This is a genomic window from Bariatricus sp. HCP28S3_A4 (assembly GCF_052066395.1).
Classification (GTDB): domain Bacteria; phylum Bacillota; class Clostridia; order Lachnospirales; family Lachnospiraceae; genus Allocoprococcus.
In genome coordinates this window covers 1-15,574 of the sequence record NZ_JBQHSE010000043.1, presented here as the reverse complement: position 1 = coordinate 15,574, position 15,574 = coordinate 1, and the positions used below count along the sequence as shown (strand labels likewise).

At 46.9% G+C, this 15,574-nt stretch carries 15 protein-coding genes and 2 pseudogenes; 15 read left to right on the top strand and 2 right to left on the bottom strand.

Going from position 1 to position 15,574, the window contains the following annotated elements; translation table 11 throughout:
- Positions 1 to 177: 177 nt before the first annotated feature.
- The 5 genes from ACTNBF_RS15160 to ACTNBF_RS15140 all read left to right on the top strand — a co-directional run bounded on the left by ACTNBF_RS15160 (position 178) and on the right by ACTNBF_RS15140 (position 5,546).
- Complete coding sequence (locus ACTNBF_RS15160) at positions 178 to 1,986, top strand: DEAD/DEAH box helicase family protein (protein ID WP_441089591.1); 1,809 nt, start codon at positions 178 to 180, stop codon at positions 1,984 to 1,986.
- Positions 1,967 to 2,341, top strand: a complete 375-nt coding sequence (locus tag ACTNBF_RS15155) for a TnpV protein (RefSeq protein ID WP_001129922.1) — start codon at positions 1,967 to 1,969, stop codon at positions 2,339 to 2,341. Before ACTNBF_RS15160 ends, ACTNBF_RS15155 begins: the two co-directional genes overlap by 20 nt.
- Before the next feature lie 366 nt (positions 2,342 to 2,707).
- Positions 2,708 to 4,627, top strand: a complete 1,920-nt coding sequence (gene tet(O) / locus ACTNBF_RS15150) for a tetracycline resistance ribosomal protection protein Tet(O) (RefSeq protein ID WP_028086456.1) — start codon at positions 2,708 to 2,710, stop codon at positions 4,625 to 4,627.
- Between the two features lie 51 nt (positions 4,628 to 4,678).
- Complete coding sequence (locus ACTNBF_RS15145) at positions 4,679 to 4,852, top strand: cysteine-rich KTR domain-containing protein (RefSeq protein WP_002779755.1); 174 nt, start codon at positions 4,679 to 4,681, stop codon at positions 4,850 to 4,852.
- A 487-nt stretch (positions 4,853 to 5,339) separates the two neighbouring features.
- The gene (locus tag ACTNBF_RS15140; protein WP_028086457.1) at positions 5,340 to 5,546 is read left to right on the top strand and encodes a hypothetical protein; all 207 of its coding nucleotides are present in this window, start codon (positions 5,340 to 5,342) and stop codon (positions 5,544 to 5,546) included.
- 49 nt (positions 5,547 to 5,595) lie between these two features.
- Here ACTNBF_RS15140 and ACTNBF_RS15135 read toward each other — a convergent pair whose 3' ends face one another.
- Positions 5,596 to 6,447: an IS3 family transposase gene (locus ACTNBF_RS15135; protein ID WP_238066014.1), complete on the bottom strand. Its 852-nt coding sequence runs from the start codon at positions 6,445 to 6,447 to the stop codon at positions 5,596 to 5,598.
- A 17-nt stretch (positions 6,448 to 6,464) separates the two neighbouring features.
- On the bottom strand, positions 6,465 to 6,785 hold the full coding sequence (locus ACTNBF_RS15130; RefSeq protein WP_007046129.1) for a transposase: 321 nt from the start codon (positions 6,783 to 6,785) through the stop codon (positions 6,465 to 6,467).
- 54 nt (positions 6,786 to 6,839) lie between these two features.
- Between ACTNBF_RS15130 and ACTNBF_RS15125 the strand changes: the two genes are divergently transcribed.
- The 10 genes and pseudogenes from ACTNBF_RS15125 to ACTNBF_RS15080 all read left to right on the top strand — a co-directional run bounded on the left by ACTNBF_RS15125 (position 6,840) and on the right by ACTNBF_RS15080 (position 15,260).
- Positions 6,840 to 7,187 carry a sigma-70 family RNA polymerase sigma factor gene (locus tag ACTNBF_RS15125; RefSeq protein WP_427743997.1) on the top strand — a complete coding sequence of 116 codons (348 nt, stop codon included), beginning with the start codon at positions 6,840 to 6,842 and terminating at the stop codon, positions 7,185 to 7,187.
- 94 nt (positions 7,188 to 7,281) lie between these two features.
- Positions 7,282 to 7,707 (top strand): sigma-70 family RNA polymerase sigma factor, encoded by a 426-nt coding sequence (locus ACTNBF_RS15120; RefSeq protein WP_000323895.1) that lies wholly within the window; start codon positions 7,282 to 7,284, stop codon positions 7,705 to 7,707.
- An 83-nt stretch (positions 7,708 to 7,790) separates the two neighbouring features.
- Positions 7,791 to 8,265, top strand: a pseudogene (locus ACTNBF_RS15115) (RNA polymerase sigma factor).
- A gap of 154 nt (positions 8,266 to 8,419) precedes the next feature.
- A pseudogene (locus ACTNBF_RS15110) lies at positions 8,420 to 9,452 on the top strand (AAA family ATPase).
- A 517-nt stretch (positions 9,453 to 9,969) separates the two neighbouring features.
- Positions 9,970 to 10,935, top strand: a complete 966-nt coding sequence (gene mobV / locus ACTNBF_RS15105) for a MobV family relaxase (protein WP_001820668.1) — start codon at positions 9,970 to 9,972, stop codon at positions 10,933 to 10,935.
- A gap of 8 nt (positions 10,936 to 10,943) precedes the next feature.
- Complete coding sequence (locus tag ACTNBF_RS15100; RefSeq protein ID WP_000743700.1) at positions 10,944 to 11,798, top strand: ParB/RepB/Spo0J family partition protein; 855 nt, start codon at positions 10,944 to 10,946, stop codon at positions 11,796 to 11,798.
- Between the two features lie 45 nt (positions 11,799 to 11,843).
- Positions 11,844 to 12,074, top strand: a complete 231-nt coding sequence (locus ACTNBF_RS15095) for a YdbC family protein (protein WP_001206986.1) — start codon at positions 11,844 to 11,846, stop codon at positions 12,072 to 12,074.
- A 71-nt stretch (positions 12,075 to 12,145) separates the two neighbouring features.
- Positions 12,146 to 12,337 (top strand): hypothetical protein, encoded by a 192-nt coding sequence (locus ACTNBF_RS15090; RefSeq protein WP_001820669.1) that lies wholly within the window; start codon positions 12,146 to 12,148, stop codon positions 12,335 to 12,337.
- A gap of 54 nt (positions 12,338 to 12,391) precedes the next feature.
- Positions 12,392 to 14,248, top strand: a complete 1,857-nt coding sequence (locus ACTNBF_RS15085) for a recombinase family protein (RefSeq protein WP_001820670.1) — start codon at positions 12,392 to 12,394, stop codon at positions 14,246 to 14,248.
- Between the two features lie 40 nt (positions 14,249 to 14,288).
- Positions 14,289 to 15,260, top strand: coding sequence for a helicase (locus tag ACTNBF_RS15080; RefSeq protein WP_441089590.1), 972 nt, complete (start codon positions 14,289 to 14,291; stop codon positions 15,258 to 15,260).
- The last annotated feature ends 314 nt before the right edge of the window (positions 15,261 to 15,574 follow it).

Sequence of the window (15,574 nt, the reverse complement as noted above, 5' to 3'; positions counted from 1 at the left end):
TCTGCAAAATGCACTTGATTCGCGGGCAGCTAAAGCATAAATCGCTATTTTGTTAGCTGAAATATTGAATTTTCAAGGTACGAAGCCCATTTTGGGTATGGGAAGTCTTAGACCCTGAATTTAAAAGATGTCCGGATCTATGACACAAAGATTGATGCAGAGGGAAATGAAATCCGTGTGTTGAATAAAAAAGAAACCATGCTGGCAACCCAGAAACAGGATGCGATCAAGGAAGCATTTAAGGACTGGATCTTCAGGGACCAGGAACGGAGGGAAAAGCTGTGCCGGATTTATAATGAACGTTTCAATTCCATCCGTCCCAGGGAATACGATGGCAGCCATCTGACCTTTCCGGGAATGAATCCGGAAATAGAGCTCCGCCCGCACCAGAAAAATGCCGTTGCCCATCAGCTTTATGGGGATAATGTTCTGCTTGCCCATGTAGTGGGAAGCGGAAAGACCTATGAGATGGTAGCTGCAGCTATGGAGAGCAAACGTCTTGGTATTGCCCAGAAAAGCCTTTTTGTAGTTCCCAACCACCTGACGGAGCAGTGGGGCGCAGAGTTTCTACAGCTTTATCCGGGAGCCAATATCCTTGTGGCAACGAAAAAAGATTTTGAACCGGCAAACCGTAAAAAGTTCTGTGCCAGAATCGCAATGGGCAGCTATGACGCAGTGATCATCGGGCATTCCCAGTTTGAGAGGATCCCCTTATCGGAAGAACGCCAGAAAAAGATCATAGAAGAGCAGATCGAAGAACTGGAAGCAGGAATTCAGCAGGCAAAGCTGGAAAGTGATGGCAGCCGTTTTACGGTAAAACAGTTGGAAAAGACCAAAAAGAGTCTCCGGAGGCGTCTGGAAAAGCTGGAGAACAAAGAGAAAAAGGATGATGTGGTAACGTTTGAGGAACTTGGGGTAGACCGTCTGTATGTGGATGAAGCCCATTATTACAAAAATGCGTTCCTTTACACAAAAATGAGGAATGTGGCAGGTATTGCCCAGAATGAAGCCCAGAAATCTGCGGATATGTTCAACAAATGCCAGTATCTGGATGAGATCACCGGCGGGAAAGGCATTACATTCGCAACGGGTACACCGGTCAGCAACAGCATGACGGAACTTTATACCATGCAGCGTTACCTGCAGTATGGAAAACTGAACCGGATGGGACTGGGGCATTTTGATTCCTGGGCTTCCACCTTTGGTGAAGTTGTGACCAGTATCGAACTGGCTCCGGAAGGTACCGGATACCGGGCAAAATCCAGATTTGCCAGATTTTACAATATCCCGGAACTGATGAGTATGTTTAAGGAGATTGCTGACATTAAGACGGCAGACCAGCTGGAACTTCCCGTTCCGGAAGCAGAGTATGAAACGGTGGTGTTAAAACCATCCGAACATCAGAAAGAGATCGTGGAGAGCCTTGGAGAACGTGCAGAAGTAATCCGGGACGGCGGTGTGGATTCCTCAGTTGACAATATGCTGAAAGTGACAAATGATGGAAGGAAGCTGGCACTGGATCAGCGTCTTGTAAATCCATTGCTTCCGGATGATGAGGATAGTAAAATCTGTGCCTGTGTGGAGAAGAGCTTTGCTATCTGGAAAGAAACGGAATCAAAACGGTCAGCCCAGCTCATTTTTTGCGACCTCAGCACACCGAAAGGGGATGGGACCTTTAATGTCTATGCCGATTTAAAAAAGAAACTTATGGCAAAAGGAGTACCGGAAGCAGAGATTGCTTTTATCCATGATGCCAATACGGAAGTGAAGAAAACGGAGCTGTTCAGTAAAGTAAAATCCGGACAGGTTCGTTTTTTACTGGGTTCTACCGCTAAAATGGGTGCCGGTACCAACGTGCAGGACCGTCTGATTGCCCTGCATCATCTGGATGTAGGCTGGAAGCCTTCTGATGTAGGACGGATTTTGCGGACATTCAAAATAAAAAAGAATGTGGAGGTAACAGACAATGGCAAAATCATTATTTGAGGAACTGGGCGGCAAATACGAAAGGCAAGGGGATTATTTGATACCGTGCTTAACTGTACCCGCCGAAGAAGAACAGGCAATAGGCATCTGGGGGCAACGGCATTTAGATTATCTAAAACAGTACCGTAAAGTTACATACACCAATCTTCTTACAAGCGGCAGGCTAAACGCCTACCTTGCCGACATCAACAGACAGGCACAGGAACGCTTTGAAAGGCTCATAGAGGGTATGAAACAGGCACAGGGCATAACGGAACAGCTAAAGGCAGAAAACGCCTTAGAATGGACAGGATGCCTCAATAACATAAGGGCTTGTGCGAGGGAGATTGTGGAAAAGGAAATTATTTTTGCATAAACAGATGATTAGTGGCAGGGGGAAATCCTGCCGCTTTTTCTGCTTTAGTTTGTCAGCTTGACAAATAAAGGGTTAAGGAATATAATTAGATTCAGTATTATACAAGGAGTTAATAAATATGCGGCAAGGTATTCTTAAATAAACTGTCAATTTGATAGTGGGAACAAAAAGTAGCAGTCCCGTTTCACTTTTAATATGGGGCTTAGTTTTTTGTACCCAGTTTAAGAATACTTTTATCATGTAATTTTATATGCCCGAAAACATATAAGTGTTTTGGGGCTATTGGAGTTATTTACCCAGTGATAGGAGTATTTATCACTGGGTATTTTTATGCCCTTTTTTGGGTGTTGATAGGAGGAAAATCACATGAAAATAATTAACTTAGGCATTCTGGCTCACGTTGACGCAGGAAAGACAACATTAACGGAAAGTTTATTGTATACCAGTGGTGCAATTGCAGAACTAGGGAGCGTAGATGAAGGCACAACAAGGACAGATACAATGAATTTGGAGCGTCAAAGGGGAATCACTATCCAGACAGCAGTGACATCTTTTCAGTGGGAGGATGTAAAAGTCAACATTATAGATACGCCAGGCCATATGGATTTTTTGGCGGAAGTATACCGTTCTTTATCCGTATTAGACGGAGCAGTATTATTAGTTTCTGCAAAGGATGGCATACAGGCACAGACCCGTATACTGTTTCATGCACTACAGATAATGAAGATTCCGACAATTTTTTTCATCAATAAAATTGACCAAGAGGGGATTGATTTGCCAATGGTATATCGGGAAATGAAAGCAAAGCTTTCTTCGGAAATTATAGTGAAGCAAAAGGTTGGGCAGCATCCCCATATAAATGTAACGGACAATGACGATATGGAACAGTGGGATGCGGTAATTATGGGAAACGATGAACTATTAGAGAAATATATGTCAGGGAAACCGTTTAAAATGTCAGAACTGGAACAGGAAGAAAACAGGAGATTCCAAAACGGAACGTTATTTCCCGTTTATCACGGAAGCGCTAAAAACAATCTGGGGATTCGGCAGCTTATAGAAGTAATTGCCAGTAAATTTTATTCATCAACGCCTGAAGGTCAATCTGAACTATGCGGGCAGGTTTTTAAGATTGAATATTCAGAGAAAAGGCGGCGTTTTGTTTATGTGCGTATATATAGCGGAACATTGCATTTGAGGGATGTTATTAGAATATCTGAAAAAGAGAAAATAAAGATTACAGAAATGTGTATTCCGTCAAATGGTGAAATCGTCCCGGCTGACCATGCCTGTCCGGGAGAAATTGTTATTTTAGCTGATGATACTTTGAAACTGAACGACATTCTGGGAAATGAAAAACTCCTGCCTCACAAAACATGGATTGATAATCCCATGCCATTACTTCGGACAACGGTAGAGCCGCAAAAGCCGGAGCAAAGGGAAGCCCTGTTAAATGCCCTCGCAGAGATTGCTGATACAGACCCTCTTTTGCATTTTGACATTGATACTGTTACACATGAGATTATGTTATCTTTTTTGGGAAAAGTACAGTTAGAAGTTATTTGTTCGCTATTAGAAGAAAAATATCATGTGGGCGTGGCTATGAAAGAGCCTTCGGTTATTTATCTGGAAAGACCGCTTAGAAAAGCAGAATATACCATCCACATAGAAGTCCCGCCAAATCCTTTCTGGGCTTCTGTCGGGTTGTCCATAGAGCCGCTCCCTATTGGAAGCGGAGTGCAGTATGAAAGCAGAGTTTCACTTGGATATTTAAATCAATCGTTCCAAAATGCGGTTATGGAGGGGGTTCTTTATGGCTGCGAGCAGGGGCTGTATGGATGGAAAGTGACAGACTGTAAAATCTGTTTTGAATATGGATTGTATTATAGTCCTGTAAGTACCCCCGCAGACTTTCGGCTGCTTTCCCCTATCGTATTGGAGCAGGCTTTAAAAAAAGCAGGGACAGAACTATTAGAGCCATATCTCCACTTTGAAATTTATGCACCGCAGGAATATCTCTCACGGGCGTATCATGATGCTCCAAGGTATTGTGCAGATATTGTAAGTACTCAGATAAAGAATGACGAGGTCATTCTGAAAGGAGAAATCCCTGCTAGATGTATTCAAGAATACAGGAACGATTTAACTTATTTCACAAATGGGCAGGGAGTCTGCTTGACAGAGTTAAAAGGATACCAGCCAGCTATTGGTAAATTTATTTGCCAACCCCGCCGCCCGAATAGCCGTATAGATAAGGTTCGGCATATGTTCCACAAGTTAGCTTAACAGCTTGCAAAAGTCATATAAAATGAGATTTGAAAGGATTAGAGACTAATTATGATGAAATGCGAATGGATATTGTGTCCTGTTTGTGGGAGCAAAACCCGTAATAAAATTAGGAAGGACACTGTTTTGGAGAATTATCCCCTTTATTGTCCAAAATGCAGACAAGAAAGATTGATTAAAGTTGACAACTTGAAGATAACTGTCATCAAAGAGCCAGACGCTTAAGACGCAGAGCCGATGAAATTGTGGAACAATTCACGAATCATCGGCTCTTTTTGTTTCGTATTTGAAAGAACAAACTCACCAAATAAAAAAAACGATATTCGGGTGGGTTATTTTGTTATACCCTAAATTACCCTCTGAATTTGTTTTTAAATTTGGAGGGATTTTTTTATGTCCTTTTTTCGGGCAGTTATCTATCTGCTCATACGAAGCAAAATTTATCAATACATAGCATATCAGAGAACGGCAGGAAACCAGTTAAAAAAATTTCTGCCAGTGCAACGGTACTTCTCACCTTGAAAGTAGAAGTACAATCTCCATACAATAGAATTACTATTTCCTATAACCGTAAAGGTCACAGAGCCTTTGCGGTTTTTCTTTTGTCGATTTTTGTTGGAAAGTGCCGTAGGGCTGTTTCTGATATGCGGTGTCGTTCTCCGCCTCTCCATCTGGATTTTTTACATTTCAAAAATTCAGATGGGAGGTATTTATGGTGAAATATGCACCAAGAAAGGTATATATCAGAGAAAGTGGCGGCTATGTGGAATTATCCTACACGGAGTTCTGCCGTTGCAGGGAATCCGACCAGACCTATATGGACAAGCTGTTTATCCCCATTCAAGGCTGTCTGCTTGAAGTCGTGAGGGAGCAATACACAGACTTCTACCTGTGCCCTTCCCGGTTTCGTGGACAGTAAAAATGAAGAAAAAACAGAAAGAAACGCAGGATATCTTGTCGTATCACACTCAGGCGGCGGGATGCTCAGACAAGGCACGCGCAAAGGCATCCGGAGGACGCCAGCCAATAGAGGAATGCGGGCGCACTGGGTTGTAAAAGGTCTCGATATAAGCGAAGACGTCTGCCATGGCATGTGCCCTTGAGGCGAAATGGCGCAGATGGACGCACTCGCACTTGAGGCAGCTGAAGAAGTTTTCGGCCACGGCGTTGTCATAGGGATCGCCCTTGCGGGACATGCTTTGCCGGATGCCGAGGCTGGCGAGACGCTGACGGTAAGCGTAGGCGGCGTATTGGACGCCGCGGTCGGAGTGGAAGATGAGGCCGGGCAGAGGCTTGCGGCGCCGGACGGCCATGCCGAGGGCGGCGAGAGTGAGATTTGTGTCGATGCGGTCGGAGAAGGCGTAGCCGACGATCTGCTTTGTGCAAAGGTCTTTCACAACAGCGCAGTAGAGCCAGCCCTCGCCGGTGGGGATATAGGTAATATCGCCGACCCATGCGGTGTCTGGCTTGTCAAAGGAGAAGCGGCGCGCAAGGAGATTGGGCGCGATGGGGTGCGCGTGTCTTGAGTTGGTCGTGGCTTTGTAGGCACGCCTGCGTGTGGAGGAGATGTTCATCTCGTTCATCAGGCGGTGGATGCGCTTGCGCGAGCAGGAAAGCTGCGGGCGGATCAGGTGATACAGGCTGTCCAGCCCAAGGGCGGGATAACGCTGATGCAGGCTCAGCAGCCGGCGTTTCAGTTCCTGATCCTTCTGCCGGCGCAAAGAGGGTTTGCGGCCCAGCCATTCGTAGTACCCGCTGCGGGAGACCTCCAGCAGTCGGCATACAAGTTCCACAGAGGCCCCCGCGCGGGCCGTACGGATGTACCGGTACTTGTCCTCTATGGTTTGGAAAGTATGCCGACGGATTTTTTTAGGATGTCAATGACCCCGTCTTTCTCTTCAAGCTTCTTGCGCAGTGCTCGAATCTCCGCCTCCAGTTCGCGCAGGCGTCTGGCGTCGCGGTTTTGGCGGTCAGCTTGCCCCGGCGATGGTGCGCCCGCCGCTTTCAGCCAGCTGCGCAGCGTGTCGATGCAGATGCCGAGTTCCGCGGCCACCTCCCGGCTGGGCCGCCCCTGCTCGGTGACCATCCGCACTGCCCCCGCCTTGAAGGCCTCATCGTAACGCGGCGGCGCTGGGTGCTTTCGTTCTTTGGTTGACATTTTTCATTACCCCTTTCCATTATACAGATTGTTTTTCTGTCCGGCAAATCGGGTATGGGGGCATACCGTGACAAGGAACGGTGGCGTTATCTGCAAAAATTAGATACAAAGAATAGACTGCTATCTCTCGACGGATTTACGGACAGCGAGGGGAATCCTCTGGACTTTATCACTGATGAAGCGGTGGACATTGCAGAAACCGTTGTCAATGCGGTCATGGTGGACAGGCTGAAAGCCGCCCTGCCTTTGCTGTCGGATAGTGAACAGGAGCTGATACAGGCAATCTTTTTTGACGGACTTTCCGAGCGTGAAGTCGGGGCGAGGTTGGGCATAACCCAGAGCGTTGTAAACAAACGCAAAGCCAGAATCCTAATAAAACTAAGAAAGATAATAGAAAATTAAAATTTAAGGCGTTCAGCCCCCTTGTTTTTTCCTTTGGGAAGATGAGGGGGCTTTTCTCTGCCCTCTCAATCAATTCTGATTGGAGGAAGTAAGAATGGCATACAACCACGGACGGGAGGACAGGAAATGGCGTATCTGGAAAGAAGCGGAGGAAAAGCTGCTGCGTGAGTGCGGCGTTGATGAAGCGACCATTGAGCAGATACGCATGGCGGACAGGGCAGACTTCAATTCCAACAGGCGGTTTTACCGATGGACGAATGACGTTGCGGAATATCTTGAGGACATGGCAGGCAGGGAGCGGCAGGCGGAAGTGGGTACGGTTGCGGAGTTACTGGAAGAGATTGAGAGCGAAAATCTCTATCAAGTATTAGTCACGGTGGACGGGCGTACCTTGAAAATCGTCCTGCTGAAAATGCAGGGGTATTCCACAAAGGAGATTGCCCCGCTTGTGCATTTGACGACTGGTGCCATCTATGCGAGGTTAGACCATCTGCGGAAGAAGCTGCGGAAAATTTTATAGCTTCTAAAACAGCCTGCCATCCTGCGGGCTACTGGGTGAGGGATGGAAATCCCCTCACTCATTTTTTGCAGGAGGACAACAGGATGGCATACAGGGTTAAGGCATACACGCTTCGGGAGGAATCCACGGAAAGCGGCACAAGGTATTTTATCAGCTTTAAGGACGGGCAGGGCAAATCCCACGAGTTGGAAGTGTCGGAACAGTTCTTTATGGAGTTTCGGCAGATGGAGCGCAGGAACAGGAATCTTTTCTAATGGGACGAGCGGCACAGGGAGTTTAACGAGGTATGGGACGAAACCCTTTACAGACGGGCGTTGCGTGTGCCTAAGAGCCTTGATGAACGCATGGTTGAGGAAGAACGGAATGAAACGCTCTATAAGGCGGTTGGGAGCCTTCCAGAGATACAAAGGCGGCGTTTCCTGCTCTACTACGAGTATGAGTTCAATTTTTACCAAATCGCCGCTATGGAGCATTGCACCGCTTCGGCAATACAGAAATCTGTTGCGATTGCAAAGGAGAAAGTAAAGGCGGAAATTGAAGAAATATCTCCAACCGTGACCGACACCGCCCGAAAAAGAAATCTGTTTTTTATTTGTGTGGGATTGGCGGCATTACATACTCTCACTTTTTTCCGTGGGAGTAAATCTATTTTTAAGGAGGTCAACGCCTATGTGCAACGAAAACAAAGACACCGCCCGAAAGGAGGAAAGCCATGCAGAAGTTACAGACAGTCAACGCCGAAACGCTCCTTTATGAACCGCTTGAGAAACCATCCTTTGTGGTGGACAGCCTTATCCCGACAGGCTTATCGCTGTTCTGCGGCTCACAGAAGATAGGCAAAAGCTGGCTCATGCTGAAGCTATGCTTATGCGTGTCGCAGGGAATCCCTTTATGGGATATGCCGACAATGGAGGGCGATGTGCTTTACCTCTGCCTTGAGGACACGTTCTGCCGCATACAGGACAGGTTATTTCGTTTGACGGACGAAGCAAGCGGGCGGCTCCACTTTGCCGTGGCAAGCTGCAAGCTGTCAGACGGTCTTATCGTGCAGCTTGAAGATTATCTGAAAGATTACCCAGACAGCAGGCTCATTGTCATTGATACCTTGCAGAAAGTCCGTACAGCTTCAAAAGACAATGCCTATGCAAGCGACTATGGGGACATCTCCCTCATCAAAGACTTTGCCGACAGGCACTCTCTGGCGGTCATTGTCGTACACCACATCCGAAAGCAGAATGACAGCGACGTGTTCAACAAGGTGTCTGGGACGACAGGATTAACGGGGAGTGCGGACGCTACCTTTGTTCTGGAAAAGGAGAAACGTGCGTCTGACACCGCCAAGCTGTATGTGACGGGCAGGGACACGCCTTATCAGGAATACACGCTGCGTTTCCGTGATTGCCGTTGGGAGCTTGTGGAGCGGAAAACGCAGGAGCAGCTTGCGAAAGAAACGATACCAGATGTCCTTTTTCGGTTGGTGGATTTTATGAGGGATAAGGAAGAATGGATAGGCACGGCAACGGAACTGTTAGCCGCTATGGGGGAAACGGAAACCATACCCACGGTGATTACGAAATGGCTGAATGAATACCGCACCACATTTTTAAGCGAGAACCGTATCTGCTACCAGTACAGCCGCAGGAAAGACGGCAGGCGGATTGCCCTTGCAAGGAGGGCGGGTGACAGCGGTGATGGTGGTGACAGCGATATTAGGATACCCCCCTGTTACTGTCATTGACGCTTAAAGCCATGTAAAGCTGGCGGCTCTGCCCTGCGGGTGACAGCAGTGACGGTGGTGACAGTGATTTTAGGATACCCTGCCGCTGTCATCCCTACGGGAGAACACCCCGTAAACGCAAAATGCAGGCGTGAGATTTACTCGCCCTTTTCGGTCGTGTAAAACCACCCCTGCGGTCAGAAAAATCATTCCGATTTTTCCGACTGCGTTTACAGGGTGTAACACACTACACTTTGCCCTGCAAAGTCGTGTGCCAGACGTTCCCTCTGGACTCCCTTAAGGCAGGGCTGTGCCCTGCTATCCTACGCCTTACGGCTTCGGATAAAAGAATGGCGGCATGACGGTGACGGCTCTTGCGAGGGGGGTATCCCAAAAACACCGTCATCATCGACATGACCGTCATGCAGGGGGTGAGGGTGACAGTTGCGGCAGTCGGCAGGGGGTATCCCAAAACTGCTGTCACCACCGTCACCGCTGTCACCCCAAAGGACGGTCACCCGCCGAAAGAAAGGAGGAATCCGCCTATGCCTTATGCAATCCTGCGTTTCCAGAAACGAAAAGCGGGCGGCGTTGCGGCTTGTGAACGCCACAACGAGCGGAAGAAAGAAGCCTACAAAAGCAACCCAGATATAGATATGGAACGCTCTAAAAACAATTACCATCTCATAGCACCACCAAAGTACACCTACAAGAAAGAGATTAACCGCATGGTAGCCGAAGCGGGGTGCAGGACAAGGAAAGACAGCGTGATGATGGTGGAAACGCTCATCACAGCTTCACCAGAATTTATGAACCAGTTACCGCCCGAAGAACAAAAAGCGTATTTCCAGACGGCTCTTGACTTCATTTCGGAGCGTGTTGGAAAGCAGAATATCCTCTCCGCTGTCGTCCATATGGACGAGAGAACGCCCCATATGCACCTCTGCTTTGTGCCGATTACGCCAGACAATAAGCTGTCAGCGAAAGCTATCTTAGGCAACCAGAAATCATTATCCGAGTGGCAGACCGCCTACCATGAGCGGATGTCCTCACGGTGGAATCAGCTTGAACGGGGGCAGTCCTCAATGGAAACCAAGCGGAAACACGTCCCCACATGGCTCTATAAATTAGGCGGCAGGCTTGATAAACAGTATGAAGAAATCGTGTCTGCCCTATCCGACATCAACGCCTTTAACGCAGGGAAGAAAAGGGATAAAGCGTTAGATTTACTCTCTGCATGGCTGCCAGACGTGGAGAAATTCTCTAAGGAAATCGGGAAACAGCAGGCGTATATCGACAGTTTGAAAGAGAGAATTGGGCAGGAATCAGACTATGCGGGGCGTATGCGTGATGAAAAGTACGAGCAGGAACTAAAGGTGCAGAAAGCGAATCAGAAGATATTTGAATTGCAGAGAACCAACGAGCAGATGGGGCGGCTGCTGTCAAAAATACCGCCCGAAGTGTTGGAAGAATTGCAGAAAAATCATAGAAGCAGAGCGAAAGAAAGGTAGATATGTGAATGAAGAAACAGGATTTTAAGGTGTTAAAGACCAAAGACTTGTACCCGTTCCCCGACAATCCGTTTCATGTGGCAGAAGATGAAACACTGTCAGAGTTAGCGGAAAGCATCAAGGAATTTGGCATTGTCACGCCGATAATCACACGCCCGAAAGAGGACGGGGACGGTTATGAAGTGATTGCAGGACAGCGGCGTGTCCGTGCTTCTGAACTTGCAGGGATAAATACCGTGCCTGCGTTTGTCCTGCCCTTAGACCGTGACCGAGCCATCATCACCCTTGTAGACAGCAATTTGCAGCGTGAGAATATCCTGCCATCGGAGCGGGCGTTTGCTTACAAGATGAAATCCGAAGCCATGAAGCGGCAGGGTTTCCGCACAGACTTAACCTCGTCACAAGTTGTGACGAAGTTGCGGACGGACGACAAGGTGGCACAGGGCTTCGGCGTGGGCAGGATGACCGTGCAGCGTTTTATCCGCCTGACGGAACTGATACCGCCGATTTTGCAGATGGTGGACGAGGGGAAAATCGCCCTCACGCCTGCGGTGGAACTGTCCTTCTTGAAGAAAGACGAGCAGGAAAACCTCTTTGCCACGATGGAGAGCGAAGAAGCAACGCCCTCACTCTCACAGGCACAGCGGATGAAACAGTTAAGCCAGAGCGGGCGGCTTGACATGGATACGATATTTGCGATTATGACGGAGGAAAAGGGCAACCAGAAAGAAACCTTGAAAATCAACACAAGCAAGCTGAAAAAATACTTTCCGAAGAACACAACGCCGAAGCAGATGGAGGAAACCATCATCAAACTTTTGGAGCGTGAGTTGCAGAGGAAACGCAACCGTGACAGCCGCTAATCTTCTTTTTTCGGGAAGTAAATACAGAGAGTTGAGGTATGGAGAATGAGAGAAATCCAGTATGAAATCGTAAAGGAAATCGCAGTATTGTCTACGGGCGACAGTGGCTACACAAAGGAAATCAATCTCATTTCATGGAATGGGAAAGAGCCGAAGTATGACATCCGCAGCTTTTCCCCGAACCGTGAAAAGTGCGGCAAGGGAATCACGCTGAACGCTGATGAAGCGGCGGCACTCCTTAAAGCATTACAGAAAGAATTAAACAGCGAGGATTAATGGTATCTGATTGGCAGGGCGGGGACATTTCCAAACTCTTCCCTGCCCTGTCTGGAAAGGAAGATTTAAGTATGGGCGAGGATAAGAAAGCAGATAAAAAGAGAAAGCGTATCGTGCCAAAAGCACCAGTGCAGATGATAATCAGCCGTGAATATGTCGGCACACAGACCGTTACAGAAGCGTTTGTCCCGATTATCTCCGAGGATATTCGGAAGAAGATTGCCGAGGGCGACACCTTCGACAATGAGGGGCTGTCCGCTTAGAATGTACGCAATGGGACATGAAAACAGATAGGACAGATACGGAGGTTTTACAGTATGGCAGGAATCAAAGAAGAAAAGAAAATCTATTTAGTCGGCATTTATTGCCGCTTATCTAAAGACGATGGTACGGATAACGAGAGTGCGAGCATTGCGACACAGAAATCCATCCTCACGGATTATGTGAAAAAGCAGGGATGGCACATAGCAAAAACGTATGTGGACGATGGTTATTCTGGTACAAATTTCCAAAGACCAAGTTTCCAGAATATGATAAAAGACATTGAAAGCGGTCTGATAAACTGCGTGATTACGAAAGATTTATCCCGTCTGGGGAGAAACTATCTTGATTGTGGGTTATATCTGGAAGTTTTCTTCCCAGAGCATAACGTGAGGTATATAGCGGTCAATGACGGCGTAGATACCTTGAATAAATCTGCTATGGACATCACGCCTTTCCGCAACATTTTAAACGAAATGTATGCCGCTGACATATCTGTTAAGATAAAATCGGCATATCGGGCGAGGTTTCAACAGGGGAAATTCATGGGAACTACCGCCCCTTATGGCTATATCAAAGACCCTGCCGACCACAACCATCTGCTGATAGATGATAAAGTGGCACATGTTGTAAAAGAGATATTCGACCTTGCATTAAAAGGGAATGGAGTTGCCAAAATTTGCAGACATCTTAATAAACAGCATATCCTACGCCCTGCCGCTTATGCGGCGGAGCGTGGCGAAACAGGCTTTGAACGTCATTTTGAGGGGAACGAGGACAAACGCTATATTTGGAGTGGGAACAGCGTGAGGAGCATTTTAAGAAGCCCGATATATGCGGGAAATCTTGTAGGCTACAAACGGATTGCCGCCAATATGAAAAGCAAGAAACGCCCCTCTAAGCTGCCCGAAGAATGGGAAGTGATACCCAATACCCATGAGGGAATAGTCACGCAGGAGGAATTTGATATTGTCCAACAGCTTATTACAAGTCGTAGGCTTCCACAGAACAAGGGAGGATTTGTAAATATTTTTGCAGGCGTTATCAAGTGTGTGGACTGCGGATGTGCTCTGCGGGCAATGAACGTACACAGGAGGAAACGCCCAGAGATTATCGACTGTGTACAGTATTCATGTAATAATTATGCAAGAAACGGAAGAAGCGAGTGTAGTGCCCACAATATAGAAGCAAGGGATTTATTCAATGCCGTTCTTGCCGACATCAACTGTTTTGCGGATATGGCAGTGAATGATGAAAAGGCGGTCAGGGCCATAGAAAAGCGGCTCACGGAAACAGACCAGAGCAGGGCGAAAGCATTAGAGAAAGAACGTAAGAAGCTGAACAAACGCCTTGCGGAACTGGACAGGCTGTTTTCCTCTCTCTACGAGGATAAGGTCATGGAGCGTATTACCGAGCGGAATTTTGAGATGATGTCGGGGAAATACCAGAAAGAGCAGCTTGAAATTGAAGCAAGGCTGAAAGAGGTGACGGAAACTCTTAATGAAAGCTACGAGAAATCACGGGGAATCCGTGACTTCCTCGCCCTTATCCGAAATTATCAAGGCTTAAAAGAACTGGATGCAACAGTTATAAACGCACTCATAGACAAGATACTTGTTTCGGAGCGTGAGAAGATGGCAGACGGAACAGTGAAGCAGGAAATCAAGATTTACTATAAATTCATCGGCTTTGTCGATGAATTACATATCATACCTACAAAACGGTGGGCAGCAATGCCCGCTAAAAATTGTACGGTGTGCGGCGTTGAATATGTCCCGGGCTCTGGTGCATCAAGGTATTGTCCTGCTTGTGCCAAGAAGATACGGAGGGAGAAATCAAACGAGAGCAAACGCAGGAGCAGAGAACAGAAAAGGATAGCATGTATGAACTGTCCGCAAAAAATGACCGACTGATCTGGAACAAAGGGAAGGGCGTATCATCCGTCAGGGTAATATGAATAAGAAAGTGCATATCTATCGGTATGTGACAGAAGGGACCTTTGACAGTTTCATGTGGCAGCTGATCGAAAGCAAACAGAAATTCATTTCCCAGATCATGACCAGCAAATCACCGGTACGAAGCTGCGAGGATGTGGACGATACGGCATTATCCTATGCGGAAGTAAAAGCCCTGGCAACGGGGAATCCGGCGATTAAGGAAAAAATGGCACTGGATGTGGAAGTATCGAAGCTGAAACTGCTGAAAGCGAATTTTGTGAGCAACCATTACCGGCTGGAAGATGATATCGCAAAGAATTTCCCACAACAGATAGCAGTACTTAAGGAAAGTATCGAGGGATACAAAGCGGATCTGGAACAGTATCAGGCAAATAAGATCACGGATCCGGAGAAATTTGTGATGGAAGTCGGTGGCACGGTATTTTATGAGAAAAAAGAGGCAGGAACAGCCCTTCTTGCTGTTTGTCAGTCCATGAAACAGGCAGATGCCATGATCAGTGTCGGACAGTATCAGGGATTTTCTATCCGACTAAAGTTTGATTTCTGGAATAAGGAATTTATCCTTTCCCTGAAAAATGAAAACGTATATCGTGTTAGCCTTGGTTCCGATGAAAACGGTAATATCATCAGGATTAATAACGCATTGGAGTCAATCCCGCAAAAACTGGCAGAAGCAGAGCAAAAGCTTGAAACGGTGCAGGGACAGCTGAAAAATGCGATGGAAGAGGTGAAAAAACCATTCCCGAAAGAGGAAGAACTGAACCAGAAACTGGAGCGTCTGTCGGAACTGAATGCCTTGCTGAATATGGATGAAAAGGAAACTGTGATGGAAGGGGAAGAAGAGCAAGACGAGGAGAAAGAGGAGCACCAGTCCCTTCATGACAGAATTACTGCCATCAAGCAGAACAGCCAGAGACAGGAAGGAAAAGAGGCGGCAATGAGAACAACGGAAGCGTGTATCGGATAGTCTTTCGGATATACAACAGGAGAAAAATGTTGTAGAATAGGGGCATGGGGTTATGCCCCTTTAAATGAACAAATCGTTGTTTGACGATTTGGTAAATTCCGATAAATTAATTTTATAGGGAACAGAAACTTTGAAGTTGGTGGTGCAAATATATGGTATATGGTATTGCAATTATGGGATTGAATGGATGTGGGAAATCTACACGGGAGTTTGACAGTTAAACAATAGGAAAAGTACTTGCAGGCCGCATAAAACCTGTTTTTTTGTGTCAATTTTTTGGTTTTATTATATTGTATTTTATTGCAATGTATGGT

Bases quoted from the DNA above. Each gene is read 5' to 3' on its own strand.
- ACTNBF_RS15085 (WP_001820670.1), top strand. From the start codon at position 12,392: ATGGCAGGAATCAAAGAAGAAAAGAAAATCTATTTAGTCGGCATTTAT.
- ACTNBF_RS15090 (WP_001820669.1), top strand. From the start codon at position 12,146: ATGGGCGAGGATAAGAAAGCAGATAAAAAGAGAAAGCGTATCGTGCCA.
- ACTNBF_RS15080 (WP_441089590.1), top strand. From the start codon at position 14,289: ATGAATAAGAAAGTGCATATCTATCGGTATGTGACAGAAGGGACCTTT.
- ACTNBF_RS15140 (WP_028086457.1), top strand. From the start codon at position 5,340: ATGGTGAAATATGCACCAAGAAAGGTATATATCAGAGAAAGTGGCGGC.
- ACTNBF_RS15155 (WP_001129922.1), top strand. From the start codon at position 1,967: ATGGCAAAATCATTATTTGAGGAACTGGGCGGCAAATACGAAAGGCAA.
- ACTNBF_RS15095 (WP_001206986.1), top strand. From the start codon at position 11,844: ATGAGAGAAATCCAGTATGAAATCGTAAAGGAAATCGCAGTATTGTCT.
- ACTNBF_RS15120 (WP_000323895.1), top strand. From the start codon at position 7,282: ATGGCATACAACCACGGACGGGAGGACAGGAAATGGCGTATCTGGAAA.
- ACTNBF_RS15125 (WP_427743997.1), top strand. From the start codon at position 6,840: ATGGGGGCATACCGTGACAAGGAACGGTGGCGTTATCTGCAAAAATTA.
- ACTNBF_RS15145 (WP_002779755.1), top strand. From the start codon at position 4,679: ATGATGAAATGCGAATGGATATTGTGTCCTGTTTGTGGGAGCAAAACC.
- ACTNBF_RS15100 (WP_000743700.1), top strand. From the start codon at position 10,944: ATGAAGAAACAGGATTTTAAGGTGTTAAAGACCAAAGACTTGTACCCG.
- mobV (WP_001820668.1), top strand. From the start codon at position 9,970: ATGCCTTATGCAATCCTGCGTTTCCAGAAACGAAAAGCGGGCGGCGTT.
- ACTNBF_RS15130 (WP_007046129.1), bottom strand. From the start codon at position 6,785: ATGTCAACCAAAGAACGAAAGCACCCAGCGCCGCCGCGTTACGATGAG.